Source organism: Stenotrophomonas sp. TWI1183, assembly GCF_039673115.1.
Lineage (GTDB): Bacteria > Pseudomonadota > Gammaproteobacteria > Xanthomonadales > Xanthomonadaceae > Stenotrophomonas > Stenotrophomonas maltophilia_AA.
The window spans coordinates 112442-134499 of record NZ_JBDJKZ010000005.1; the positions used below are offsets into that span (position 1 = coordinate 112442).

22 protein-coding genes and 1 riboswitch are annotated in these 22058 nt (G+C 68.5%); of the genes, 4 read left to right on the plus strand and 18 right to left on the minus strand.

Going from position 1 to position 22058, the window contains the following annotated elements:
• Nucleotide 1: 1 nt before the first annotated feature.
• The gene (locus ABE434_RS06955) at nucleotides 2-1387 is read left to right on the plus strand and encodes an FAD-linked oxidase C-terminal domain-containing protein (RefSeq protein WP_346478304.1); all 1386 of its coding nucleotides are present in this window, start codon (nucleotides 2-4) and stop codon (nucleotides 1385-1387) included.
• 6 nt (nucleotides 1388-1393) lie between these two features.
• Here the strand turns inward: ABE434_RS06955 and thiL are convergent, their stop codons facing one another.
• The 11 genes from thiL to ABE434_RS07010 form a co-directional block, all read right to left on the minus strand.
• Nucleotides 1394-2368 carry a thiamine-phosphate kinase gene (gene thiL / locus ABE434_RS06960; protein WP_346478305.1) on the minus strand — a complete coding sequence of 325 codons (975 nt, stop codon included), beginning with the start codon at nucleotides 2366-2368 and terminating at the stop codon, nucleotides 1394-1396.
• Between the two features lie 8 nt (nucleotides 2369-2376).
• Nucleotides 2377-2856 carry a transcription antitermination factor NusB gene (gene nusB / locus ABE434_RS06965; protein WP_176990411.1) on the minus strand — a complete coding sequence of 160 codons (480 nt, stop codon included), beginning with the start codon at nucleotides 2854-2856 and terminating at the stop codon, nucleotides 2377-2379.
• Nucleotides 2853-3320, minus strand: a complete 468-nt coding sequence (gene ribH / locus ABE434_RS06970) for a 6,7-dimethyl-8-ribityllumazine synthase (RefSeq protein WP_019182514.1) — start codon at nucleotides 3318-3320, stop codon at nucleotides 2853-2855. The genes nusB and ribH overlap by 4 nt, the downstream gene beginning before the upstream one ends.
• A 183-nt stretch (nucleotides 3321-3503) precedes the next feature.
• On the minus strand, nucleotides 3504-4619 hold the full coding sequence (gene ribB, locus ABE434_RS06975) for a 3,4-dihydroxy-2-butanone-4-phosphate synthase (RefSeq protein WP_346478306.1): 1116 nt from the start codon (nucleotides 4617-4619) through the stop codon (nucleotides 3504-3506).
• Entirely contained in the window at nucleotides 4616-5218 is a 603-nt protein-coding gene (locus ABE434_RS06980; protein WP_346478307.1) for a riboflavin synthase, read from the minus strand. The genes ribB and ABE434_RS06980 overlap by 4 nt, the downstream gene beginning before the upstream one ends.
• A 75-nt stretch (nucleotides 5219-5293) precedes the next feature.
• Nucleotides 5294-5438: riboswitch (FMN riboswitch) on the minus strand.
• A gap of 188 nt (nucleotides 5439-5626) precedes the next feature.
• The gene (gene ribD / locus ABE434_RS06985) at nucleotides 5627-6709 is read right to left on the minus strand and encodes a bifunctional diaminohydroxyphosphoribosylaminopyrimidine deaminase/5-amino-6-(5-phosphoribosylamino)uracil reductase RibD (RefSeq protein ID WP_346478308.1); all 1083 of its coding nucleotides are present in this window, start codon (nucleotides 6707-6709) and stop codon (nucleotides 5627-5629) included.
• 69 nt (nucleotides 6710-6778) lie between these two features.
• Nucleotides 6779-7300 (minus strand): transcriptional regulator NrdR, encoded by a 522-nt coding sequence (nrdR, locus tag ABE434_RS06990; RefSeq protein WP_019182518.1) that lies wholly within the window; start codon nucleotides 7298-7300, stop codon nucleotides 6779-6781.
• A gap of 108 nt (nucleotides 7301-7408) precedes the next feature.
• On the minus strand, nucleotides 7409-7852 hold the full coding sequence (locus tag ABE434_RS06995; RefSeq protein WP_346478309.1) for a hypothetical protein: 444 nt from the start codon (nucleotides 7850-7852) through the stop codon (nucleotides 7409-7411).
• Nucleotides 7853-7856: 4 nt separating this feature from the next.
• Nucleotides 7857-8282, minus strand: coding sequence for a hypothetical protein (locus ABE434_RS07000; protein ID WP_346478310.1), 426 nt, complete (start codon nucleotides 8280-8282; stop codon nucleotides 7857-7859).
• A 1-nt stretch (nucleotide 8283) separates the two neighbouring features.
• Nucleotides 8284-9537 (minus strand): serine hydroxymethyltransferase, encoded by a 1254-nt coding sequence (glyA, locus tag ABE434_RS07005; protein ID WP_346478311.1) that lies wholly within the window; start codon nucleotides 9535-9537, stop codon nucleotides 8284-8286.
• 202 nt (nucleotides 9538-9739) lie between these two features.
• Nucleotides 9740-10219 carry an RcnB family protein gene (locus ABE434_RS07010; protein WP_176990419.1) on the minus strand — a complete coding sequence of 160 codons (480 nt, stop codon included), beginning with the start codon at nucleotides 10217-10219 and terminating at the stop codon, nucleotides 9740-9742.
• 236 nt (nucleotides 10220-10455) lie between these two features.
• Between ABE434_RS07010 and ettA the strand changes: the two genes are divergently transcribed.
• The 3 genes from ettA to ABE434_RS07025 all read left to right on the plus strand — a co-directional run bounded on the left by ettA (nucleotide 10456) and on the right by ABE434_RS07025 (nucleotide 14662).
• The gene (ettA, locus tag ABE434_RS07015; protein ID WP_176990420.1) at nucleotides 10456-12120 is read left to right on the plus strand and encodes an energy-dependent translational throttle protein EttA; all 1665 of its coding nucleotides are present in this window, start codon (nucleotides 10456-10458) and stop codon (nucleotides 12118-12120) included.
• 152 nt (nucleotides 12121-12272) lie between these two features.
• A complete protein-coding gene (locus tag ABE434_RS07020) occupies nucleotides 12273-13589 on the plus strand; it encodes an NCS2 family permease (protein ID WP_346478312.1) in 1317 nt (438 codons plus the stop codon).
• Between the two features lie 74 nt (nucleotides 13590-13663).
• Nucleotides 13664-14662 carry a DUF4434 domain-containing protein gene (locus ABE434_RS07025; protein ID WP_346478313.1) on the plus strand — a complete coding sequence of 333 codons (999 nt, stop codon included), beginning with the start codon at nucleotides 13664-13666 and terminating at the stop codon, nucleotides 14660-14662.
• Between the two features lie 53 nt (nucleotides 14663-14715).
• Here the strand turns inward: ABE434_RS07025 and ABE434_RS07030 are convergent, their stop codons facing one another.
• Genes ABE434_RS07030 through ABE434_RS07060 form a run of 7 tightly spaced genes read right to left on the minus strand, consistent with a single transcriptional unit; the run spans nucleotide 14716 to nucleotide 22058 of the window.
• The gene (locus ABE434_RS07030; protein WP_346478314.1) at nucleotides 14716-15849 is read right to left on the minus strand and encodes an acyl-CoA dehydrogenase family protein; all 1134 of its coding nucleotides are present in this window, start codon (nucleotides 15847-15849) and stop codon (nucleotides 14716-14718) included.
• Between the two features lie 3 nt (nucleotides 15850-15852).
• Nucleotides 15853-16539, minus strand: coding sequence for an alginate O-acetyltransferase AlgF (locus ABE434_RS07035; RefSeq protein WP_346478315.1), 687 nt, complete (start codon nucleotides 16537-16539; stop codon nucleotides 15853-15855).
• Nucleotides 16536-18011 carry an AMP-binding protein gene (locus tag ABE434_RS07040; protein WP_346478316.1) on the minus strand — a complete coding sequence of 492 codons (1476 nt, stop codon included), beginning with the start codon at nucleotides 18009-18011 and terminating at the stop codon, nucleotides 16536-16538. The genes ABE434_RS07035 and ABE434_RS07040 overlap by 4 nt, the downstream gene beginning before the upstream one ends.
• Nucleotides 18012-18039: 28 nt before the next feature.
• Nucleotides 18040-18270: a phosphopantetheine-binding protein gene (locus ABE434_RS07045; RefSeq protein ID WP_038690541.1), complete on the minus strand. Its 231-nt coding sequence runs from the start codon at nucleotides 18268-18270 to the stop codon at nucleotides 18040-18042.
• A 13-nt stretch (nucleotides 18271-18283) separates the two neighbouring features.
• Entirely contained in the window at nucleotides 18284-19864 is a 1581-nt protein-coding gene (locus ABE434_RS07050; RefSeq protein ID WP_346478317.1) for an MBOAT family O-acyltransferase, read from the minus strand.
• Nucleotides 19865-19876: 12 nt separating this feature from the next.
• Nucleotides 19877-21001: a cell division protein FtsQ gene (locus tag ABE434_RS07055; RefSeq protein ID WP_346478318.1), complete on the minus strand. Its 1125-nt coding sequence runs from the start codon at nucleotides 20999-21001 to the stop codon at nucleotides 19877-19879.
• Nucleotides 21002-21005: 4 nt separating this feature from the next.
• Nucleotides 21006-22058: a twin-arginine translocation pathway signal gene (locus ABE434_RS07060; RefSeq protein WP_346478319.1), complete on the minus strand. Its 1053-nt coding sequence runs from the start codon at nucleotides 22056-22058 to the stop codon at nucleotides 21006-21008.

Sequence of the window (22058 nt, forward strand, 5' to 3'; positions counted from 1 at the left end):
GATGACCCCTGCCCTGCCCGCCGCGTTCGCTGCCACCCTGCATGCCCTGCTGGGCGAGGACGGCTGGCGCACCGATGACCGCGCACTCGAGGCACATGCGCAGGACAACTCCTGGCGGCATACGCGTCCTGCCGGCGTCGCGTTCCCACGCGATCGCGAGCAGGTGGTCGCCCTGGTCCGCGCCTGCCGCGAGCACCGCATCGCGCTGGTCGCGCGTGGCGCGGGCACCGGCACCACCGGCGCCGCGGTGCCGATCGAAGGCAGCATCGTGCTCTCGTTCGCGCGCATGAACCGCATCCTCGCCATCCGGCCCGGCGACCGCTGCGTCGTGGTCGAACCCGGCGTGCTCAACGGCGACCTGCAGCAGGCGCTGATGCCGCACGGCCTGTTCTGGCCACCGGATCCCTCGAGTGCGGAGATCTGCAGCATCGGTGGCAACCTCGCCTGCAATGCGGGGGGACCGCGCGCGGTGAAGTACGGCACCAGCCGCGACAACGTGCTCGGCCTGGTCGCCGTCACCGGCGCCGGCGAACTGATCACCTGCGGCGGCCCGTACACGAAGGACGCCACCGGTTACGACCTGACCCACCTGCTGGTCGGCAGCGAAGGCACGCTGGCGTTGATCGTGGAAGCCACCTTGAAGCTGACCCCGCTGCCGGTGACGCAGGCCGGTCTGCGCGTGCTCTACCGCGATGCGGATGCCGCCGCGCAGGCGGTGTCTCGCCTGATGGCGCAGCCGGTGGTGCCCACCCGCCTGGAATTCATGGATGCGCGCAGCCTTGAGCTGCTGCGACGCAATGGGGCCGAGGTGCCCGAGGCCGGCGCGATGCTGCTGGTGGAGGCCGACGGCGACCACGATACCCTGCCCTACCTGCTGCAGGCGCTGGCCGCGGCCGCCGAAGGCGACGGTCTGATCGCGCTGGACGTGGCGATGGAAGGCAGCGCGCGCGAAACCCTGTGGGCCGCGCGCAAGGCCCTGTCACCGGCGCTGCGCAGCATCGCCCCGGGCAAGATCAACGAAGACGTGGTGGTGCCGGTCTCGCGCATTCCCGCGCTGGTCGCCGGGGTGCAGGCGCTGTCGGCGGAGTTCGATCTGCCGATCGTCACCTTCGGCCATGCCGGCAACGGCAACCTGCACGTCAACATCCTCTACCACCCGGACGATGCCGGTGAAAACGCACGCGCGCATGCGGCGCTCCCGCGCGTGTTCGCGTTGACCCTCGCGCTGGGCGGCACGCTCTCCGGCGAACACGGCATCGGCCTGGCCAAACGCGATTTCATGGCGCAGGCGTTCACCCCGGCCACGCTGGCGGCGATGCGCGCGATCAAGGCCGCGCTGGATCCGGAGGGGATTCTCAACCCCGGGAAAGTGCTGCCGCCGGTGTAAGCCGTTCTAACGGCGTGTGGCGAAATGCTCGTAGCCACCATCGGTGGCGTCCGCATCGGCGCAGTGCACGCCCTGTCCTTCCACGATCCGCCCGATGCGGGTCAGCTGCAGGCCCAACGACGCCGACAAGGCCTCGATTCCCTCGCGCTGCGACGGCGCGACGGTGAAGCACAGTTCGTAATCATCGCCACCGCGCAGCGCGCAGTCGCGGGCGCCATCGCGCCCCAGCAGCGCGCGCAGCGCCGGTGAGATCGGCAATGCATCGGCATCGACCTCGGCGCGCACTTCGCTGCATGCGGCGATGTGGCCCAGATCGGCGAGCAGGCCATCGGAGATATCCACGGCCGCATGCGCGTACGCACGCAGGCGCAGGCCGAGCGTGACCCGCGGGGTCGGACGCAGCAGGCGCTGGCGCAGCGTTTCGTCATCGCCGAGCAGCGTGGCGACCGCCACTTTCAGCCGGTTCTGCTGCCACAGGCGCAGAGCGCCGGCCGCATCGCCCAGGCTGCCGCTGACCCAGATGTCGTCCCCCACCTGCGCGCGATCGCGGCGCAGGGCCTGGCCGGGCGCAACCTGGCCCATCGCGGTGACCGACAGCGACAACGGCCCCCGCGTGGTGTCGCCCCCGATCAGCACGATGTCGTGTTCGTCGGCGAGGGCGAAGAAGCCATCGGCGAACGCCTCGATCCAGTCCGCGTCGGCGTCCGGCAGGGACAGCGCCAACGTGCACCACGCCGGGCGGGCGCCCATCGCGGCCAGATCGGACAGGTTCACCGCCAGGGTTTTCCAGCCGACGTCGTAGGCCGGGGTTTCCGCCGGGAAATGCACGCCGCTGTTGAGCGTATCGACGGTGACCACCAGTTGCTCACCCGCACGCGGCTGCAGCAGCGCCGCGTCATCGCCGATGCCGAGCACGACATCGGCCCGCGCGGTGGTGCGCGCACGGATGCGGTCGATCAGAGCAAATTCGGCAAGCGACATGCGGCGGATCAGTGACCCGATTCGACCTTGCGCCACTCGACGGAGGCGCGGTCCAGCACACCATTGACGTAGGTGTGGCCATGCTCGGAACCAAAACGCTTGGCCGATTCGATCGCTTCATTGATCACGACGCGGTACGGCACGTCCAGGCGGAAGCGCATTTCATAGGCGGCCACGCGCAGCGCGGCGCGCTCGATCGCATCCACTTCTTCGATGCCGCGGTCCAGATAGGGATCCAGCGCCGCGTCGAGATCCTTGCGGTTGTCGAGCACCCCGTGGACCAGCGCTTCGAAGTAGGCCAGATCGGCAACTTCGCGCGCCTGCTCGTGGGCGAACTGGGCGATCACGCTCTGCGCGTTGCCGCCCGAGATCTGCCACGCATAGATCGCCTGCAGCGCACGACGACGGGCGCGCGAACGCAGCACGGGGTCGACGCCATCGCGGCGGACGGGCTTTCCAGCAGGCTTGCCCTGGTTTGACTTGTTCATGGCAGCTGCTCCAGAAGATTGACCATTTCCAACGCCGTCAGTGCGGCTTCCTCACCCTTGTTGCCGTGGCTGCCGCCCGCGCGGGCTTCGGCATCCTCGACCCGCTCCACCGCCAGCACGCCATTGAGCACCGGCACGCCGAAGTCCAGCTGCACGCGCATCAGGCCCTCGGCGCAGCGGTCGGCCACGTGTTCGTAATGGCGCGTATCGCCCCGGATCACGCAGCCCAGGGTGATGATCGCGGCATGCTGATGGGCCGCCGCCAGACGCGCGGCGACCAGCGGCAGTTCCCATGCGCCGGGCACGCGGATCACGTCGATGGCGGACTCGTCGATCCCGTTGCCGGCCAGGCTCTGCCGCGCGCCGGCCACCAGCACGTCGGTGATGCGGGCGTTCCAGCGGCTGGCGAGGATGGCGAAACGGGCCTTTTCCGGAGTACGGAGGTCGCCTTCGTAATGGCTCATGTTCGGCGTGGGGTCCATTTAATAGGTGAATATTCTAGCGCATGGGCGCGTGTAGCCGGGTCGCCGCGCGTTACGGCACGGCTCGGGTGCAACAGCCCCCTGAGTCAGGGGGCTGCCGCGAAGCGGCGGGGGTCTGGGTGATGGTAAGAGGGGCCCGCGGTTTGCAAAGCAAATCATGGGGCGTCAGCGCGCATGCGATGACGTGTTCCCCACGGTCTCGACCACTTCCAGGCCATAGCCGGCCAGGCCGATCTGGCGGCGCGGCGTGCCCAGCACGCGCAGCTTGCCCAGACCCAGGTCGGACAGGATCTGCGCCCCCGCGCCGTTGCGGCGCCACTGGCTCACGTCCTTGTCCTTGCCGGGGGTGACCGGCGCCGGCTGCTGGCGCAGGCGGGCCAGCAGGCTGTTGGTATCACGCGGCGCGGACAGCACCACCATCACGCCGCGCTCGGCGGCGGCAATGGCGCGCAGGGCATCGGTGGAGGCCACGCCGAAATCGTCGCGGCGCCAGTGCAGCAGGTCGGCCAGCGGATTTTCGACCTGCACGCGGACCAGGGTCGGCTCGCTGTCCGGCGTGCCGCGGACCAGGGCGAAGTGCAGGTCGTGGGCGATCCGGTCGCGGTAGGTGACCAGCGTGAACGGCCCGAACTCGGTCTCGATCTCGCGCTCGTCGACGCGCTCGACGGTCTTCTCGGTGGCCAGGCGGTAGGCGATCAGGTCGGCGATCGAGCCCATCTTCAGGCCGTGCTCGCGGGCGAACACCTCCAGCTCCGGGCGGCGCGCCATGCTGCCATCCGGGTTCAGGATCTCCACCAGCACACCGGCCGGCTCCAGGCCGGCCAGCAGGGCCAGATCGACGCCGGCCTCGGTATGCCCGGCGCGGGTCAGCACGCCGCCCGGCTGGGCGATCAGCGGGAAGATGTGGCCCGGCTGGTGCAGGTCGGCCGGCTTGGCGTCCGGCTTCACCGCGGTGCGGATGGTGTGCGCACGGTCGTAGGCCGAGATGCCGGTGGTGACCCCTTCGGCGGCTTCGATGCTGACCGTGAAGTTGGTCTGGAACTGCGCGGTATTGGCCTGGACCATCGGGGCCAGGCCCAGGTCGGCGGCGCGCTCGCGGGTCAGCGGCAGGCACACCAGGCCCCGGCCATGGGTGACCATGAAGTTGATGTCCGAGGGCTTGACCAGCTCGGCGGCCATGATCAGATCGCCTTCGTTCTCGCGGTCTTCGTCATCGACGATGACGACCATACGGCCGAGGCGGATGTCCTCGAGGATCTCGGGGATAGTGGCGAAATTCATGCGCGTGCTCCTGCACCCAACAAACGTTCGACGTAACGGGCGACCAGATCGATCTCGAGATTGACCGCACTGCCGACGGCCGTCGCGGCGAAGGCGGTGTTGGCCACGGTGTGCGGGATCAGCGCGACCTCGAAGCCCTGCTCGTCCACTTCGTTGACGGTCAGGCTGACCCCGTCCACGCAGATCGAGCCCTTCTTGGCGATGTAGCGCAGCAGCGCGGCCGGCGCAGCGAATCGCCAGCGCTGGGCACGCGCATCGTCATGCACCGACAGCACCTGGCCGAGGCCATCGACATGGCCGCTGACCAGATGACCGCCGAGGCGATCGGTCGGGCGCATCGCGCGTTCGAGATTGATGACGGCGCCGACGGTCAGCTGGCCCAGCGTGGTCAGGCCCAGCGTCTCGGTCGAGGCGTCGGCCTGGAAGCGGGTGGCGTCGTGCGCGATGACGGTGAGGCAGACCCCGTTGATGGCGATGCTCTCGCCCATCTGCACGTTATCGAACGGCAGGGTGCCTACGTCAAAGGTAAAGCGGACATCGCCGCCAAGGGTGTCGCGTGCGGCCAGACGGCCGACGCCTTCGATGATTCCAGTAAACAAGTAACGTTCTCCGCGGAAAGTGAGCGAAAAACGCCGCAAGGCATATAGGTGCACGCCGAGCGCAAGGCCCGGCCGCACCGTCTTCTTTCATCCGGACTATACCGTCGGCTCCGGCATCGGACCGGATCTGCTGACCTTCCCGGGGAACGGGAAGCGCTCGCGGGCTCGTGCTTGCGCACCTACCGCCGGTGGGGAATCGCACCCCGCCCTGAAGACGTTTGTGTACCGGCGAACCGGCCCGGCTAGTGTAACAGGGCACCCTGACTGGGGGCTTTAAGTTAAATAAGTGTTAAGCTCACCGACTGCGCGCTGCGCCCTTGGAGAGAGGGGTGCCTGCGTCGGTTACTGATCGGGCCGCGGCCTCCGCGCCGCGCCATGATCGAACGGGTCCCGCAAGGGACCCGTTTTTTATGGGCGCAGCAGCAACCGCAGGTCGCCGCCCACCTGGCGCTGATCCACCACGCGCATCCGGCGCTGATCGTCCATCGCGTGGATGCCCAGGCCCGACAGCAGCGGCCGGCCATGCTCGCCGAGCAGCGTCGGGGCCTGGTAGAGCAGCAGTTCGTCGACCCAGCCGCCGGCCAGCAACGCGCCCGCGAGCGTCGCGCCGGCCTCGGTATGCACCTCATTGATGCCGCGTTCGGCGAGCAGGGCCAGCACCGCGCTCAGATCCAGTCGCCCGTCATGGCTGGGCACGCTGGCGAATTCGGCGTCGGCAGCCTCCGGCGGACGGACCGCGGCGTCATGCACATACAACGTCGGCGCCCCGCCCTCGCGCACGCGTGCGCAGTCCAGCGAGCGCAGCCGCGCATCGAGCACGACGCGCAGCGGCGGCAGCGCCTCGGTATCGGTCAGCCTGACAGTCAACATCGGGTCGTCGGCCAGCACCGTGGCGGCGCCGGTCAGGATCGCGCCGGCACGCGCGCGCCAGTGCTGGACATCCTCGCGGGCGGCCGCACCGGTGATCCATTTGGAGCGGCCATCGGCCATCGCCGTGCGCCCATCCAGGCTGGCGGCGAGCTTCACCCGCACCCAGGGACGGCCGCGTTCGATGCGGGAGAGGAAGCCCTGGTTGAGTTCGCGCGCCTGCGCGGCCATCAGCCCTTCGGCCACCTCGATGCCGGCCTCGCGCAGCAGCACGAAACCGCCGCCGTCGACCTTCGGGAACGGATCGCGCATCGCCGCGACCACCCGGCTCACGCCCGCCTCGATCAAGGCCAGCGCGCACGGCGGGGTACGGCCATGGTGTGCGCACGGCTCCAGGGTGACGTAGGCGGTGGCGCCGCGCGCCTGTTCGCCGGCCTGGCGCAGCGCGAACACTTCCGCGTGCGGGCCGCCGGTGCGCTGGTGCCAGCCCTCACCCACCACGACCTCATCGCGTGCGATCACGCAGCCGACCATCGGATTGGGCCGCGCGGTATACGCGGCGCGCTCGGCCAGGCGCAGCGCATGCGTCATGTGCTGGTGGTCGAGGGCGGTGAAATCAGTCATGGCGGTGGGCGTCCGGCGGCAGGCAGCCGCGATGGTAGCCCAGCCGTGGTGGCCGTGATGCGGTGCGGCTCAGCCTTTCTTTTTCTTGGTCAGCGCGATCACGTCGCCGAGCAGCTGCAGCTGTTCGGTGCTGGAGGGCAGTTCGCGCTCGAGCTTCTCGATCTCCTCGCGGAAATCGGCCACGTCCTCGAAGCTGCGGTACACCGAGGCGAAACGCACGTAGCCCACGTGATCGAGCTTGCGCAGTTCGTTCATCACGAACTCGCCGACCTTGATCGAGGGGATTTCACGTTCGCCGCAGATACGCGCCTGCTGCATCACCGCGCGCACCGCCAGTTCGATCTTGTCTTCGGGCACCGGGCGCTTCTGCAGCGCGCGATCGAAACCACTGCGCACCTTGCGGGCATCGAAGGCCTCGCGGCTGCCGTCGCTTTTCACGATGGCCGGCAGTTTCAACTCGATGGTTTCCAGGGTACTGAAGCGCTCGTTGCAGGCCTCGCACTCGCGACGACGCCGGATCGTCGCGCCGTCTTCAGAGACGCGCGAATCGATCACACGGGTGTCGGCATGCTGGCAGAACGGACAATACATGGAACGCCTTGCATCAGGAAAACGTCATGCCGTGGTCACGGCAGCGTCGCAACGGTACCTGAGAGGGACCGGCTACAGCAAATGGACAGGGGAAGAGGCCAGCCCTGCCTAGCGGGCGCGCAGACGCAACCACAGCAGGTGCGCCGCGCAGGAGAGCAGCGGGAGCCCTGCCATCAGGACCAGGGCAGCGGCTGGCACGGCCGCATCGGACAGATGAAGGTGGAAGATCGACCGCACCAGGCCGGTCCAGGCAATGCCCGTTGCTACCAGGGCGAGCAGCAGGCCTGCCCACCAGACCGTCGACGCCGCCGGAACCGTGCCGGGGCCGCCCTGCCACCACCGCCGGGCAAGGGTGAGCCAGGTCATGACGATGAGACTTGCGGTCCCGAACCACGCCGCTGCCCAGCCCGGCGCGTCGCCCGCCCCACCGTACTGGTGGAGCACGTCGCGCAGGCAAAGACCCACCAGCACGAACGCCGCCACGGCATGGGGGAGTCCAACCACACCGACGTGCAGCAGCAGGGCGCGCTGCCGCCTGCGATGGAGGTCCATCCGGTCAGTTGCCCCGGCTGTGCCGCAGCCGCACCAGCATGACCGCGGGCAGCATCAGCGGCGGCCCTGCCAGCAGCAGGACCAGTGCCATCGGACTCGCGGTGGCCTGCCAGAACGCCATCCCCACGACCGCCACGGCGGCAAGCGCGCCGATGGCCAGCGCACCCCACGCCCAGCGCCCGCTGTCCTGCAGACCTGCGCGGCCGTGCCGGAGATAGCGGCTGCTCAACCACAGCCAGCCGCCTACCCCGATCAGCCCCGCCGCGCCCCAGCCGCCGATCAACAGGCGCGAGGCCCGGTCCAGATAGGCCGGTTCGACGAACGCGACCCAGACCCCGATGGCGGCGAAGGTGCCGCCGCCGGCCATCCCGACGATGCCGCAGACCAGGGCCAGCACGGCGTAGGTACGCCGTTGCCGGCCCGCGTCCATATCAACCGTAGACCGGGTACTTGCGGCACTGCGCGCTGACCGCGTCGCGGACGCGGGCGATCACGGCCTCGTCGGCCGGGGCGTCGAGCACGTCGGCGATCCAGTTGGCCAGGTCCACGCAGTCCTGCTCCAGGTAACCGCGCGTGGTGACCGCCGGGGTGCCCAGGCGCAGGCCCGAGGTCACGAACGGCGAACGCGGGTCGTTCGGCACGGAGTTCTTGTTGACGGTGATGTGGGCCAGGCCGAGCGCGGCTTCCGCATCCTTGCCCGAGACATCCTTGCCGATCATGTCGACCAGCATCAGGTGGTTCTGGGTACCGCCGGAGACGATCTTGTAGCCGCGCGCGATCAGCGTAGTCGCCATCGCCTGGGCATTCTTGACCACCTGCTGCTGGTAGGCCTTGAAGCCCGGCTCCAGCGCTTCCTTGAAGGCCACGGCCTTGCCGGCGATGACGTGCATCAGCGGACCGCCCTGGATGCCCGGGAACACGATGGACTGCAGCTTCTTCTGCAGCTCTTCGCTGGCCCCCTTGGCGATGATGATGCCGCCACGCGGGCCGCGCAGGGTCTTGTGGGTGGTCGAGGTGACCACGTGGGCGTGCGGCAGCGGGCTCGGGTAGACGCCGGCGGCGACCAGACCGGCCACGTGCGCCATGTCCACGAACAGGTAGGCACCGACCTTGTCGGCGATCGCGCGGAAGCGCGCCCAGTCGATGACCTGCGAGTAGGCCGAGAAGCCGGCGACGACCATCTTCGGCTTGTGCTCCAGGGCCAGGCGCTCGACCTCGTCATAGTCGATCAGGCCGGCTTCGTCGACACCGTACTGGACGGCGTTGAACAGCTTGCCCGAGGCATTGACCTTGGCCCCATGGGTCAGGTGGCCGCCATGCGCCAGACTCATGCCCAGGATGGTGTCGCCCGGCTGCAGCAGCGCGAAGTACACGGCCTGGTTGGCCTGCGAACCGCTGTGCGGCTGCACGTTGGCGTAGTCGGCATCGAACAGCTGCTTGAGGCGGTCGATGGCCAGCTGCTCGGCGATGTCCACGTATTCGCAGCCACCGTAGTAGCGCTTGCCCGGATAGCCTTCGGCGTACTTGTTGGTCAGCTGGCTGCCCTGGGCTTCCATCACTGCCGGACTGGTGTAGTTCTCGCTGGCGATCAGCTCGACGTGGTCTTCCTGGCGCTGGGTTTCGGCGGCGATGGCCTTGGCCAGTTCGGGATCGTAGGTTTCGATGCGGACGTCACGCGGGAACATCGGTTACTCCAGGCAGGCAGAGGGGGTACAGCGCGAGCCTTGGATTGTAGTCCGCGGGGGCGGGGCTGACCAATGGCGCCGCCCATCGGCGGCACCGCCGCATGCAGGCCAGGACGCCAGCCGCGACGGCCCGCCGGGGAAACCGGAACGGCGCCCCGAAGGGCGCCGTTGCTGTTCACTTCCGCAGTGACCGGACCCGGCCTTACCGGTTGTTGATCACATAGTCCGCGATGATCCCGGTGGCGATGGCGACCAGCAGCAGGTTGCCGCGGTCGTCGCGGATCCAGTGGTGGTCGCGCGGCGGGCGGCGCACCGAGTAGCGGCTGTAATCGTTGACCACGTAGACCGGGCCGCCGTAGTACTCACGGTAGCGGTGGCCACGCGCCCAGCCGTAGGAGCCGTACCCCGGCGCCGGGCGATAGACCACACGCGGCGGCGGCGGGCCCGGACGGTAGTAACCACGATTGTCGTAGCGATGATCGTAACGGCGGTCATGGCGGACCTCGCGACGGTCATGACGATCGTGCCGGTCATGGCGATCGTGGCGGTTGTCGCGGCGGTCATCACGCCACTCCCGGCGGTCGTGACCGCGGCCACGGTGGTCATCGGCAAAGGCCGGGGCCACGGTGCCCAAGGCCAGCAGCGAGGCAACGGCCCCGACCACAAATCGATTCATGCGCATGATTGGCCTCGCTTGGTGGGTTGATGGCTCCATCATGCGCACGGCGTCTGAACGGTCTCCGGCTGGAAACGGTTTCCAATTCAAGGGCTTTGACCCCGCATTCAGGCGGCGGCAAGCCCCAGGGCCGGTGGCTCCCGGCGGCCCTGATCGCTTCCGGCTATAATCGGGACATCCTTTTCTTCCATCTGTTCCTGTTCCGTTTGGAACGGGCGCAGGGTTGCGCCTTCGGAGACCTCATGTCCTCGCAATACATCTACACCATGAACCGCGTCAGCAAGGTGGTCCCGCCCAAGCGGCAGATCATCAAGGACATCTCGCTGTCGTTCTTCCCGGGTGCCAAGATCGGCCTGCTCGGCCTGAACGGCTCGGGCAAGTCGACGGTGCTCAAGATCATGGCCGGCGTGGATACCGACTTCGAGGGCGAAGCCCGTCCGCAGGCCGGCATCAAGGTCGGCTACCTGGCCCAGGAACCGGAGCTGGACCCGACCAAGACCGTGCGCGAGTCGGTCGAGGAAGGCGTGGGCGAGGTGCTGCAGGCCCAGGCCGCGCTGGACGCGGTGTACCTGGCCTATGCCGAGGAAGGCGCCGACTTCGACAAGCTGGCCAAGGAACAGGAGCGCCTGGAGGCGATCCTGGCCGCCGGCGACGCGCACACCCTGGAAAACCAGCTGGACGTGGCCGCCGATGCGCTGCGCCTGCCGCCGTGGGAAGCCGTGGTCGGCACCCTGTCCGGTGGTGAAAAGCGCCGCGTGGCGCTGTGCCGCCTGCTGCTGCAGAAGCCGGACATGCTGCTGCTCGACGAACCGACCAACCACCTGGACGCCGAGTCCGTGGAATGGCTGGAACAGTTCCTGGCGCGCTACACCGGCACCGTCGTGGCGGTCACCCATGACCGCTACTTCCTGGACAACGCCGCCGAGTGGATCCTGGAACTGGACCGCGGCCGCGGCATTCCGTGGAAGGGCAACTACACCGACTGGCTGACCCAGAAGGACGACCGCCTGCGCCAGGAAGACAACCAGGAAAAGTCCCGCCAGAAGGCGATCCAGAAGGAACTGGAATGGTCGCGCCAGAACGCCAAGGGCGGCCGTACCAAGGGCAAGGCGCGTCTTGCCCGCCTGGAAGAGCTGCAGTCGGTGGATTACCAGAAGCGCAACGAGACGAATGAAATCTTCATCCCGCCGGGCGAGCGCCTGGGCAATGCGGTGATGGAGTTCAAGAATGTCTCCAAGAAGTTCGGTGATCGCCTGCTGTTCGACGACCTGAACTTCCTGGTGCCCGGTGGCGCGATCGTCGGCATCATCGGTCCCAACGGTGCCGGCAAGTCGACCCTGTTCAAGATGATCACCGGCCAGGAAAAGCCCGATACCGGCGAGATCGTGGTTGGCCCGACCGTCAAGCTGTCCTACGTGGACCAGAGCCGCGACGCGCTGGAGGGCAACCACAACGTCTTCCAGGAAATCGCCGGCGGCCTGGACATCCTCAACATCAACGGTGTGGAGATCCAGTCGCGCGCGTACATCGGCCGCTTCAACTTCAAGGGCCAGGACCAGCAGAAGCTGGTCGGTTCGCTGTCCGGTGGTGAGCGTGGCCGCCTGCACATGGCCAAGACCCTGCTGCAGGGTGGCAACGTGCTGCTGCTCGATGAACCGTCCAACGATCTGGACATCGAAACCCTGCGTGCGCTGGAAGATGCGCTGCTGGAGTTCCCGGGCAACACCTTCGTCATTTCGCATGACCGCTGGTTCCTGGATCGCATCGCGACCCACATCCTGGCCTTCGAAGGCAACTCGCACGTGGAGTTCTTCCAGGGCAACTACCGCGAGTACGAAGAAGACAAGCGCCGCCGCATGGGCGACGACGCCGCGCCGAAGCGGCTGCGCTTCAAGGCGCTGAAGTAAGGGGATGAAGAACGGCCGCGCACTGCGCGGCCGTTTGCATTCCGGTAGGTCACGACCGTGGGTCGTGACGCAGACGCGCACCGCGCGGCTGTTCTGCATTCCGGTAAGTCACGACCGTGGGTCGTGACGCCTTATCGTCACGAGATTCCACCATGTCCCTCCCCGAACGCCTGTTCCAACTGCAGCAGCACGGCACCACCGTGCGCACCGAGTTGCTGGCCGGCCTGACCACCTTCCTGACGATGTCCTACATCGTCTTCGTCAACCCGGACATCCTGGCCACCACCGGCATGGATCCGGATGCCGTGTTCGTCGCCACCTGCCTGGCCGCCGCGCTGGGTTCGCTGGTGATGGCGTTCGCCGCCAATTTCCCGGTCGGCATGGCCCCCGGCATGGGCTTGAACGCGTTCTTCGCATTCACCGTGGTCGGCGCGGCCGGCCTGCCCTGGCAGCAGGCACTGGCCGCTGTCTTCATTTCCGGACTGGTGTTCCTGGTGCTGTCGCTGACCGGCGTGCGCGCCTGGCTGGTGGCGGGCATTCCGCCCTCGCTGCGGGCGGCGATCGTGGCCGGCATCGGCCTGTTCCTGGCGATCATCGCGCTGCAGAAGTCCGGCGTGATCATTGCCAACACCGACACCCTGGTCGCACTGGGTCCGCTCAATACGGCGCCGCCGCTGCTGGCGCTGGCCGGCTTCCTGCTGATCGCCATCCTGGAGGCGCGCAAGGTGCGTGGCGCGATCCTGATCGGCATCCTGGCGGTAACGGGCGCCGCATGGGCCTTGGGCGAGGTGAAGTACACCGAGCTGATCTCGCTGCCGCCGAGCCTGGCCCCGACCTTCCTTCAGCTCGATCTGCCCGGGCTGCTGCACCACGACGGCGGCGCGCCGATGGCGGTGCTGCTGCAGGTGGTGCTGGTGTTCGTGCTGGTGGAAGTGTTCGATGCCACCGGCACGCTGTACGGCGTGGTCGGTCGTGCCGGCCTGCTCAAGCTGCCGGGCGCACAGAAACGCTTCGGGCGGGCCCTGTTGGCCGACAGCACTGCGATCGTGGCCGGCTCGCTGCTCGGGACCAGCAGCACCACCGCGTTCGCCGAAAGCGCCTCGGGCGTGCAGGCCGGTGGCCGTACCGGCCTGACCGCACTGGTGGTGGCCGCGCTGTTCCTGGCGGCGCTGCTGTTCTCGCCGCTGGCCAAGATGGTGCCCGGTTACGCCACCGCGCCCGCCCTGCTGTTCGTGGCCGGGCTGATGCTGCGCGAACTGGTGGACGTGGAATGGGGCGATCTGACCGAGTCCGTCCCGGCTGCGCTGTGCGCGTTGGCGATGCCGTTCACCTACTCGATCGCCAATGGCCTGGCGTTCGGCTTCATCGCGTATGCGGTGCTGAAGGCCGGCACCGGGCGCTGGCGCGAAGTGCATCCGGCCGTGTGGCTGGTGGCCGGCCTGTTCGTGCTGCGCTACGCGCTGGAATGAGCCACCTGGGCTGAGCGTCGTCGGCGCAAGCCAGGGTTCACCCCTCTACAACGCGGCTCTGGGATGATGGCGGCATGAGCGATTCCCCCGTGTTTCCCGATCTGCCTTCGCCCTTGCGTCGCCGGCTGCTGCGCGCGGCGCTGCTGGCGCCGGCGGTCGGCGCGCTGGCCGCCCTGCCCGGCTGCTCGATCCCCACCCAGGTCGATGGCACGTTCCTGCAACCCTGGCGCAGCCACCTGGACTGGACGATGGCCGATTGGCAGCGCTCGGTGCAGCTGGCACAGCGGTTGGGTTGCAAACAGCTGGTGCTGCAGTGGGCGGGCATCCACGGCGCCCCGGAAGGCGATTGGCAGTTGCCCGATGCGAGCCTGCGGATGGTGTTTACCGCCGCGGGCGAAGCCGGCATGACGGTGCGGATGGGGTTGCCGTTCGAACAATCCTGGTGGAAGGCGATCGGCGGCGATGACGCCACCCTGCAGGCCTTCTTCGCCGACAGCCTGGGACGCGCGCAGCAGTGGCTGGCACAGGCACCGTGGGCGCGCCTGCAGGCCTTCGGTGGCTGGTACGTGCCCTATGAAATCGAGCAGTACCACTGGGCCGACGCGGCACGCGTGCAGGGCTTGGCGCAGTGGCTGCAGGGCCTGCAGCAGGCCGCGCATGCGCAGGGCGGCGACTGTGCGATCTCGACCTACTTCAGCCGGCTGGAAACCACCGGCCGCCTCGAGACGGTGTGGGCCACTGTGCTGGACCGGGTGCCGCTGCGGCCGATGGTGCAGGACGGCGTGGGCGTTGCCGGCGCCGGCAACGTGCAGCAGCTCAAGCCGCTGCTGGCGATGCTGACCCAGCGCGGCGTCGCATTCGATGCGATCGTGGAGCTGTTCCGCGAACTGCCCGGCGAGAACAGCGACGGGACCCAGTTCAAGGGCGAGACCGCGGATGCGGCGCGGATCGAACGGCAGCTGGCCTGGGCGGCCGACAGCGGTGCCGAGCACATCCTCGTATACGCGCTCGACCCGTGGTTGTCGCAGGACACGCCGCAGGCCAAGGCGCTGCGGCGGCACTGGGGGTTGTAGGGCGCGCGTAGGGCGTACCGACCAACGGTCGGTACCTGCCGGGGCCGCCGCGGTTACAACGTGCGGCCGATGATCTCGCGCAGGATCTCGCTGCTGCCACCGAAGATGCGCAACGCACGTGCGTCGGTCCAGGCGCGGCCGATACCGTATTCACTGCTGTACCCGTATCCGCCGTGCAACTGCAGCAGGTCATCGAGCACCGCGCCCTGCAGTTCGGTTGCGTTGAGCTTGGCCATCGCGGCCACAGTGGCATCCAGCCGGCCCTGCATCTGCTGCCCCAGGCACTCGTCCAGGAAGCTGCGCAGCATCGCCAGCTTCGCCGCCGCATCGGCGAGGACGAAGCGGGTGTTCTGGTGGTCGATCAGGAAGCGGCCGAACGCCTTGCGCTGACGCACGTAGGCCACGGTCTCCGCCAGCATGCCTTCGGCCGACGCCGCCGCACGCAGGGCGATGGCCATGCGCTCGGCGGCCAGCTGTTCGCCGAGGTAGTCGAAGCCGCGCTGTTCGTCGCCGAGCAGATGCGAGACCGGCACCGCCACGTTCTCGAAGAACACCTCGCTGGTGTCCTGTGCGTGCTGGCCGATCTTGGCCATCGGCGCGCCGCGGGTGACGCCGGGCAACGCAGTGTCCACGCAGAACAGGGTCAGCCCGCGCGCGCCCAGCTCGGGCGCTACCGTGGCGACCACCACCACGACGTCGGCATTGCTGCCGTTGGTGATCCAGGTCTTCTGGCCATTGAGCAGGTAGTGATCGCCCTGGCGTTCGGCACGGGTGCGGATCGCCTTGAGGTCGCTGCCCGCACCGGGCTCGGTCATGGCGATCGCACCGATCGCTTCGCCGCGCGCCATCGCCGGCAGCCAGCGCTCGCGTACCGGCGCGCTGGCGTACTGCATCAGGTACGGCGCGACCATGTCCGAGTGGATCGAGAAACCGATGCCCAGGTAGTTGGCGCGCGCCAACTCTTCGATCACGCAGGCGGCGTGGCCGAAATCACCGCCGAGGCCGTAGGGCTCAGGCAGCTGGCAGTTGAGCAGGCCGGCCTCGCCCGCCGCGCGCCACAGCGCGCGCGGGGTGATGCCATCGCGTTCCCACTGCGCGTAGTGCGGGGCGATCTGCGCGGTGATGAAACGCCGTACCTGCTCGCGGAACAGTTCGTGGTCTTCGCGGAATACCGGACGCGACTGCATGGGTCAGCGGCCCACCGCGTCGGTGCCGCTGAGCTGGCCCTGCAGGATCGGGGCGGTGGCGCTGCCGGTCAGGAACAGGCTGTAGTGGTCCCCCGGTTGCAGGGCCGGCAGTGCCACCGGTGCGCTCTCCTTGCCGCCGCACCCGGCAACCAGGCGCGCCTTGACCGGGTTGATGCCGCGCGCGCTGCTGCTGCCGGCGGCGACCGCCGGGAACACCACCGCGCCCTTGTTGGCCATCGCCAGGCGGCCCTGCGGACAGCCGCTGGCAAGATTGTAGAAGCGGATCTCCGCCTTGAGCGCGTCGCTGGTGCCGCCGCCGTCGGCGAGCGCGAGCAGCGGTTTGGAGGGTGCCGCCGGGTCCAGCACCAGCGTGCTGAAGCTGCCCGCCACGACCTTCGGCTGGCTGCGCGGGGTACCGGCCACGCGCAGGGTGAACGGCTTGCCGCCCTCGACGATGGCATAGCGGGTCGCCCGCGTGGCCGGGCCGATGCTCTGCTCGGCACCGTTGCCCACCGCGACCTTGAGCGCGGCACTGCCGGGATTGAGCACGCGCACGAAGGCCGAGCCGGCGGGCGGCCGCGGGGCATAGAGCTGGGCCAGGCGGCCCTCCTGGCCGGCGGGCTGGGCGTGGCCGGCCAGCGGCGCGAGCGCCAGCAGGGCGAGGGCGAACGGGATCGGAGAGAGCTTCATCGTTTGGGTTCCTGGCTGCGGAGCGTGCGCGCCAATGCATAGCGCTGCTCGAGTTGGCGGCGATCGACCTTGTTGCTGTTGCCGGTCGGCAACGCATCCACGGCGATCAGTTCAGAGGGAATCATGTACGGCGGAACGCGGCGGCCCAGCTGTTCCTTCCAGTCCTGCAGCGCATCCGGCAGCGGCTGCACCACGCCCTCGCCGGGCCGGGACAGTTCGACGAAGCCGATCATACGCACCAGGCTGCCGTCGGGCCGGCGCAGCACCACCGCCGCACCCGCCACTACACCGTCGAGGGTGGAGAGTGACGCGTCCACTTCGGCCAGCTCGATGCGGTAACCGTTGAGCTTGATCTGGTCGTCCTTGCGCCCGCGGAAATACACCCGGCCCTGGTCGTCGAGATCGCCAAGGTCGCCACTGCGGTACGCACGCTTGCCGTGATGCTCGAACAACACCCCCTGGTCGAGATCCGGTCGATCCAGATAACCGCGCATCACGTGGTCGCCGGACATGCAGATCTCGCCGTCGTCGATGAAGACCTCGGCGTAGGGCTTGGCCACCCCGATCGGGAACGGGTTGGGCGCGGCCGCACGCAGGGCCGGGTCGATCTCCACCCAGGTGGTGGAACAGGTGGCCTCGGTGGGACCGTAGGAGTTGATGATGCGCGCCTGTGGAAAGCGCGCCCACAGTTCTTCGGCCACGCGCGGGGTCAGCGATTCGGCACCGAACACGAACACCTGCAGCGACGGCAGGTGCTCGGCGTTGAAGCGCGGGTTGAGCATCTGCTGGCGCACGAACGAAGGCGTGGACGCCCACACCGCCACCGCCGACTGACGCAGGTGTTCGACAAACCGTTCGCTGTCGGCGATCACCTCGCGCGGGCACAGCACGCAGCTGCCGCCGAGGCCGAGCGCACCGCACAGGTCGAACAGCGAGAAGTCGAAGCTGAAGAGCATCTGGTTGAGGAAGGCCGGTGCTTCGCCCAGCTGCAGGCAGTCGCGGATCCAGCCGGTGAACAGCGCCACGCTGTCGCGGCCGATCTGCACGCCCTTGGGGTCGCCGGTGCTGCCCGAGGTGAACATGATGTAGGCCAGGTCCGGCACGCTCAGCGCGCGCGGTGCGTCGGCCCCGGGAGCGAAGGTGTCCGTCGCCGCATCGTAGACCGCGCCGGCATGGGTGAGCTGGGTGATGCGCTGCAGCCGCGCCGCCGGGTTGATGGTGTCCACCGGCACGTAGGTGACGCCCATCTGCAGGCAGCCGAGCATGGCCACCACGAAGGCGGACTGCTTGTGCCCTGAGATCACCAGCGCATGCCCCGGCAGCACGCCGGCCGCCTGCGCGCGCACGATCCATGCCTGGGTCGCCGCATGCAGCGCGGCCCAGTCCAGGGTGCCGTCGGCGTCGTGCAGCGCCGGCGCATGCGGCGCGTGCTCCAGCGCGACGAAGCGGCAGTGGTCGAAATCGAAACGCATGCGGGTGCCTCCTGCAGGGGGGGATGGCTCAGCGCTGGTGCGCGGCCACGTAATCGGCGAGCACCTGCACCGAGTCGACCAGCGCATCGATCTCATCGACCGGCAACGTCACGCCGAGGCGGTCTTTCACTTCGACCATCAGCTGCACCTTGGACATCGAGTCGAACAGCGACTCCATGTATTCGTCCGGCTGCACGCGGGTGCCGATCACTGCTTCGACGATGTCGATCAACTGGGCCTGGAGGGTCTGGATATCCATCGGGTTCACCTTGTCAGAACTGGAAGTAGAGGAAACGGGATTCTTTGTGCAGGCTCAGCAGCGACAGCCCCAGCATCAGCAGCATCACCAGCAGCCATTGCCAGTTGGGCTGCCAGCGCATCCACGCACGCGGGGCCGGGCTCGGCTTGGCCAGCGACGGACCGTACACGCCCATGATCTGCTGGGCGTTCGGTGCCAGCCAGACGATGGCCAGCAGCACCACGATGTAGAGTAGCTGCACGTGGTGGCCGGCCAGCAGGCGCCAGCTGTCGGCCAGGCCCATGCCGCCAAGGTAGCCCAGGTTCTCGAGGCTTTCCCAGCCGCGCATGCCGAACATGCCCTGGACCAGCTCCCACGCATCGTGCACGCCGTCGGCGCGGAAGAACGCCTGCGCCACCAGCACCGCGGCGAAGGTAAGCAGCACGTAGCCGGCGTGCTGGTACCAGCGCAGCTGGCGCAGCGCGGCCGGCTTGCGGCCGACGACGAACACGCGCCAGGCATGGTTGATGGACAGGTAGCCGGCATGCAGCAGGCCGAAGATCAGGAACTGCAGGCCCGCGCCGTGCCAGATGCCGGCCAGGCCCATCGCCCACACCGTGGGCAGCACGATCATCGAGGCGAAGCCGCCGGCCGACGCCACCGCGGTCGGTCCGGTGGCACGCCCGTGGCGGGTGCGCCAGCGTGTCACCGCCATCGCCACCGGGTAGTACAGGTAGGCGGTGATGTAGCGGGTCAGGGTCATGTGCCAGCGCGCCCAGAAGTCGATCACGCTGCTCGCCTTGTACGGCGAATTGAAGTTCAGCGGGAAACGGATGCCGAACATCCGGGCCAGGCCCAGCGCCATGTCCGAGTAGCCGGAGAAGTCGAAGTACAGCTGCAGCGCATAGCTGAGCGCGGTGGCCCAGGCGCCCCAGAACTGGACCTCGCCGGTAGCCGCGAAGCCCGCATCCGCATACGGGGCGATGCTGTCGGCCAGCAACACCTTCTTGGCCAGCCCGATCACGAACAGCATGCCCCCCACCGACAGGTTGTCGGCATGGAAGCGGTAGGTTTCGCGCTTGCTGAACTGCGGCATCATCTCCTTGTGGTGGAGGATGGGGCCGGCGATCAGGTGCGGGAAGAAGGTCACGAACAGCACGTAGCTGAGCGGGCTGCGGTCGTTGACCACGCCGGCGCGGCAGTCGAGCAGGTAGCCAATCTGGGTGAAGGTGAAGAAGGAAATGCCCAGCGGCAGGATCAGCGCATCCATCGGGCCGACGTTCAAGCCCATCTCGCCGACGAAGTTCACCATCGCCGCGAAGTACTTGTAGTGCACCAGCAACAGCAGGTCGGCGGCCACGCCGAGTGCGGTGGCCAGCAACTGCAGCTTCGGCCGTTTGGCCAGCGACAGGATCACCAGGCTGACCAGGTAATTGAAGACGATCGAGCCGGACAGCAGGATCACGAACTGCGGGTTCCACCAACCGTAGAACACGATCGAGGCCACGCACAGCCACAGCGCGGCCAGGCGTGGCCGCACCGCACCCAGGGCGTAATGCACGCCCAGTGCGATCGGCAGGAAAACCAGCAGGAACAGGAAGGAGTTGAAAAGCATCGTCCGTAGCGCTCAGTCGATCTCGGCCAGCGTTGCCTGCTCACCGTCGGTCAACGGCAAGGACAGGGCCATTTCAGAAAATTCCCAGACCACCAGCTTCAGCGTCGGTGGCCATTGCGCGCGCTGCGGCCAGGCGGCCAGCAACGCGCCGGAGAACTGCCCGCCATCCAGGCTCTGGTTCCACACTTCGCGCCCGAGCGCATGGCCCAGGCGTTCGGCGAACAGGCTGCGGCGGCCGTTGGAGCTGCCCAGCAGCAGCACCTCCACCGGCGGGGTGTCATCGAGCAGGCCGCCGCTGCGCACCGGCGCAATCACCTGTTCCGGCTCCTGGTCGAGCGTCGGGCGCCAGGCCGGCGGCGCCTTTTCCAGCCCGGCCAGCACGATCAGATCGCCCATCCGCGGCTTGGCCGGCCCGGGTGCGCCGACCTCGAAGGCCTGCCCGCCCGGGCCACCCAGCAGCGGCAGCGCGGAGGCCGCCACGGCATCGGCGGCACGCTGCGCGCCGAGCCGGTTCATGTGCACGTCGGTGCGGAAGAACATCGGCGCGTCGGCGCCCTGCAGCACCGGCAGCAGGTCGGTCGAAGACACCTGCGCGGCGTGCAGCGCCTGCTGCCACTGGCCGAGCCGCGCACGCATGCTCGCCGAATGGCGCAGCCCGCAGGTGTGTGCCTGTTCGACCCGCGACTTGTCCGGCACCACCACCACCAGCACCTGTACACCCTGCGCTTTGAGCTGGGCCGACCAGTGCTGCATCAGCCGTACGCGCTGGGCCAGCACCTGCGCGCCGGCACCGGGCTGCGGGCGCAGGCCATCGCGGTAGAACAGCCAGTCCGGGCAGCCGAGCGCGACCTGCGGGCCGAGATCGCCCAGCAGGCGATAGCGCAGCGCCGCCGTGGCGAGGTCGGCCTGGGCCTGTACCGGCAGCTTGAGCGCTTCGTTGATCGCGCGGCCGGCTTCGCCGTCGGCCCAGCGCGCCGGGGCCAGCGACGCGGCGGGGATCTTCGCCTTGCCCAGCATCCAGCCACCGGCGAGCAGGCCGATGACCAGCAGCACGATCACCACCACGGTGGTGGGAAGATGGGCACGGGCCGGCGCGGCCGGTGGCAGGGGCGCGGGCGCGCCGGGACGTGCACTCATCGGGTTACTGCCCCAGTGCCTTGTTCAAGCGCGCGGTCCATTGCTGCGGCGTCATGATCGAGGCGTTGTCCCACTGGCCCTGGGCCTGCGGGCCGAATCCGTATACCGGTTCGAACATCTGCCAGACCAGCACCTGCGGGGGATTGGTGCGGAAGTCATCGGACTCCAGGTACTCCAGCAGCATGATCCACGGCCCGACGTTGCCGGCCTTCCAGTTGACCGTCACCGGACGGTCCAGCGCATTGGAGAGCTTCTGCGGGAAACCGAAATAGGGCTGCACCATGCTGTGCCCGGTCACGTGCACCGGAGCCTTGCCGCTGTCGAGCAGACCCTGCGATTCCGCGACGCGGCGGACGGTGAAGGTCTCGCGGCCGACCGCGGCACGCTGTTCCGGCGGCAGGAACAGCTCCGCCAGATCGCCATAGCGGCGTTCACGGGTTTCCTTGCCCAGCGGCGTGCCCGAGCCCGGTTCACCCGCGAGGTTCGGGACGGCCTGCTTGATCCGTGCCGCCAGCGCATCGGCGGTGGCATCGGCGGCAGCCTGGGTCCAGTGCTGGTCGCTGCGATAGAAGACATCGCTGCCCGCGGCGTGGACGCCGGCCAGTACCTTGCGCGCATCCAGCGCTTCGACGCCGGCCTTCTGCAGCGAACCCAGCAGCGTGTCGTAGCGCTTTTCAACCGAGGCGCTCACCACCTTGCCCTCGGGCAGGCGATCTTCGTAGAACAGCACCTTGTCCGGCAGCAACAACAGTTCCAGGCGGATGCCGCGTGCGGCAAGGCGGGCCTTGGCCTCGGCGATCAGGCGGGTCGACGCGTCGACCGCCTGCATGTCCACGTCGCTGAGGCTGCCCCAGGCCGGAAACAACCAGCCGTCCTTGCCGACCAGCACGATGGCCGAGTCGTCCTTGGCGGCCGCGGCCGGCGGCGTGGGCTTGGCCGGTGCCTGCGCCTGCGCGGCACCCGCACCGGCCAACGCGCACAACACTGCCAGCAGCGGCAGGCGCGCACGCAGGCGACGGCGTGGCGAGGTGGGTTCGAGCGGGGAATGCTTGTCCAT

What these genes read in the sequence shown, in the direction of transcription:
- ABE434_RS06955 (WP_346478304.1), top strand. Translation starts at nt 2, where the DNA reads ATGACCCCTGCCCTGCCCGCCGCGTTCGCTGCCACCCTGCATGCCCTG.
- thiL (WP_346478305.1), bottom strand. Translation starts at nt 2,368, where the DNA reads ATGTCGCTTGCCGAATTTGCTCTGATCGACCGCATCCGTGCGCGCACC.
- nusB (WP_176990411.1), bottom strand. Translation starts at nt 2,856, where the DNA reads ATGAACAAGTCAAACCAGGGCAAGCCTGCTGGAAAGCCCGTCCGCCGC.
- ribH (WP_019182514.1), bottom strand. Translation starts at nt 3,320, where the DNA reads ATGAGCCATTACGAAGGCGACCTCCGTACTCCGGAAAAGGCCCGTTTC.
- ribB (WP_346478306.1), bottom strand. Translation starts at nt 4,619, where the DNA reads ATGAATTTCGCCACTATCCCCGAGATCCTCGAGGACATCCGCCTCGGC.
- ribD (WP_346478308.1), bottom strand. Translation starts at nt 6,709, where the DNA reads ATGACTGATTTCACCGCCCTCGACCACCAGCACATGACGCATGCGCTG.
- nrdR (WP_019182518.1), bottom strand. Translation starts at nt 7,300, where the DNA reads ATGTATTGTCCGTTCTGCCAGCATGCCGACACCCGTGTGATCGATTCG.
- ABE434_RS06995 (WP_346478309.1), bottom strand. Translation starts at nt 7,852, where the DNA reads ATGGACCTCCATCGCAGGCGGCAGCGCGCCCTGCTGCTGCACGTCGGT.
- ABE434_RS07000 (WP_346478310.1), bottom strand. Translation starts at nt 8,282, where the DNA reads ATGGACGCGGGCCGGCAACGGCGTACCTACGCCGTGCTGGCCCTGGTC.
- glyA (WP_346478311.1), bottom strand. Translation starts at nt 9,537, where the DNA reads ATGTTCCCGCGTGACGTCCGCATCGAAACCTACGATCCCGAACTGGCC.
- ABE434_RS07010 (WP_176990419.1), bottom strand. Translation starts at nt 10,219, where the DNA reads ATGCGCATGAATCGATTTGTGGTCGGGGCCGTTGCCTCGCTGCTGGCC.
- ettA (WP_176990420.1), top strand. Translation starts at nt 10,456, where the DNA reads ATGTCCTCGCAATACATCTACACCATGAACCGCGTCAGCAAGGTGGTC.
- ABE434_RS07020 (WP_346478312.1), top strand. Translation starts at nt 12,273, where the DNA reads ATGTCCCTCCCCGAACGCCTGTTCCAACTGCAGCAGCACGGCACCACC.
- ABE434_RS07025 (WP_346478313.1), top strand. Translation starts at nt 13,664, where the DNA reads ATGAGCGATTCCCCCGTGTTTCCCGATCTGCCTTCGCCCTTGCGTCGC.
- ABE434_RS07030 (WP_346478314.1), bottom strand. Translation starts at nt 15,849, where the DNA reads ATGCAGTCGCGTCCGGTATTCCGCGAAGACCACGAACTGTTCCGCGAG.
- ABE434_RS07035 (WP_346478315.1), bottom strand. Translation starts at nt 16,539, where the DNA reads ATGAAGCTCTCTCCGATCCCGTTCGCCCTCGCCCTGCTGGCGCTCGCG.
- ABE434_RS07040 (WP_346478316.1), bottom strand. Translation starts at nt 18,011, where the DNA reads ATGCGTTTCGATTTCGACCACTGCCGCTTCGTCGCGCTGGAGCACGCG.
- ABE434_RS07045 (WP_038690541.1), bottom strand. Translation starts at nt 18,270, where the DNA reads ATGGATATCCAGACCCTCCAGGCCCAGTTGATCGACATCGTCGAAGCA.
- ABE434_RS07050 (WP_346478317.1), bottom strand. Translation starts at nt 19,864, where the DNA reads ATGCTTTTCAACTCCTTCCTGTTCCTGCTGGTTTTCCTGCCGATCGCA.
- ABE434_RS07055 (WP_346478318.1), bottom strand. Translation starts at nt 21,001, where the DNA reads ATGAGTGCACGTCCCGGCGCGCCCGCGCCCCTGCCACCGGCCGCGCCG.
- ABE434_RS07060 (WP_346478319.1), bottom strand. Translation starts at nt 22,058, where the DNA reads ATGGACAAGCATTCCCCGCTCGAACCCACCTCGCCACGCCGTCGCCTG.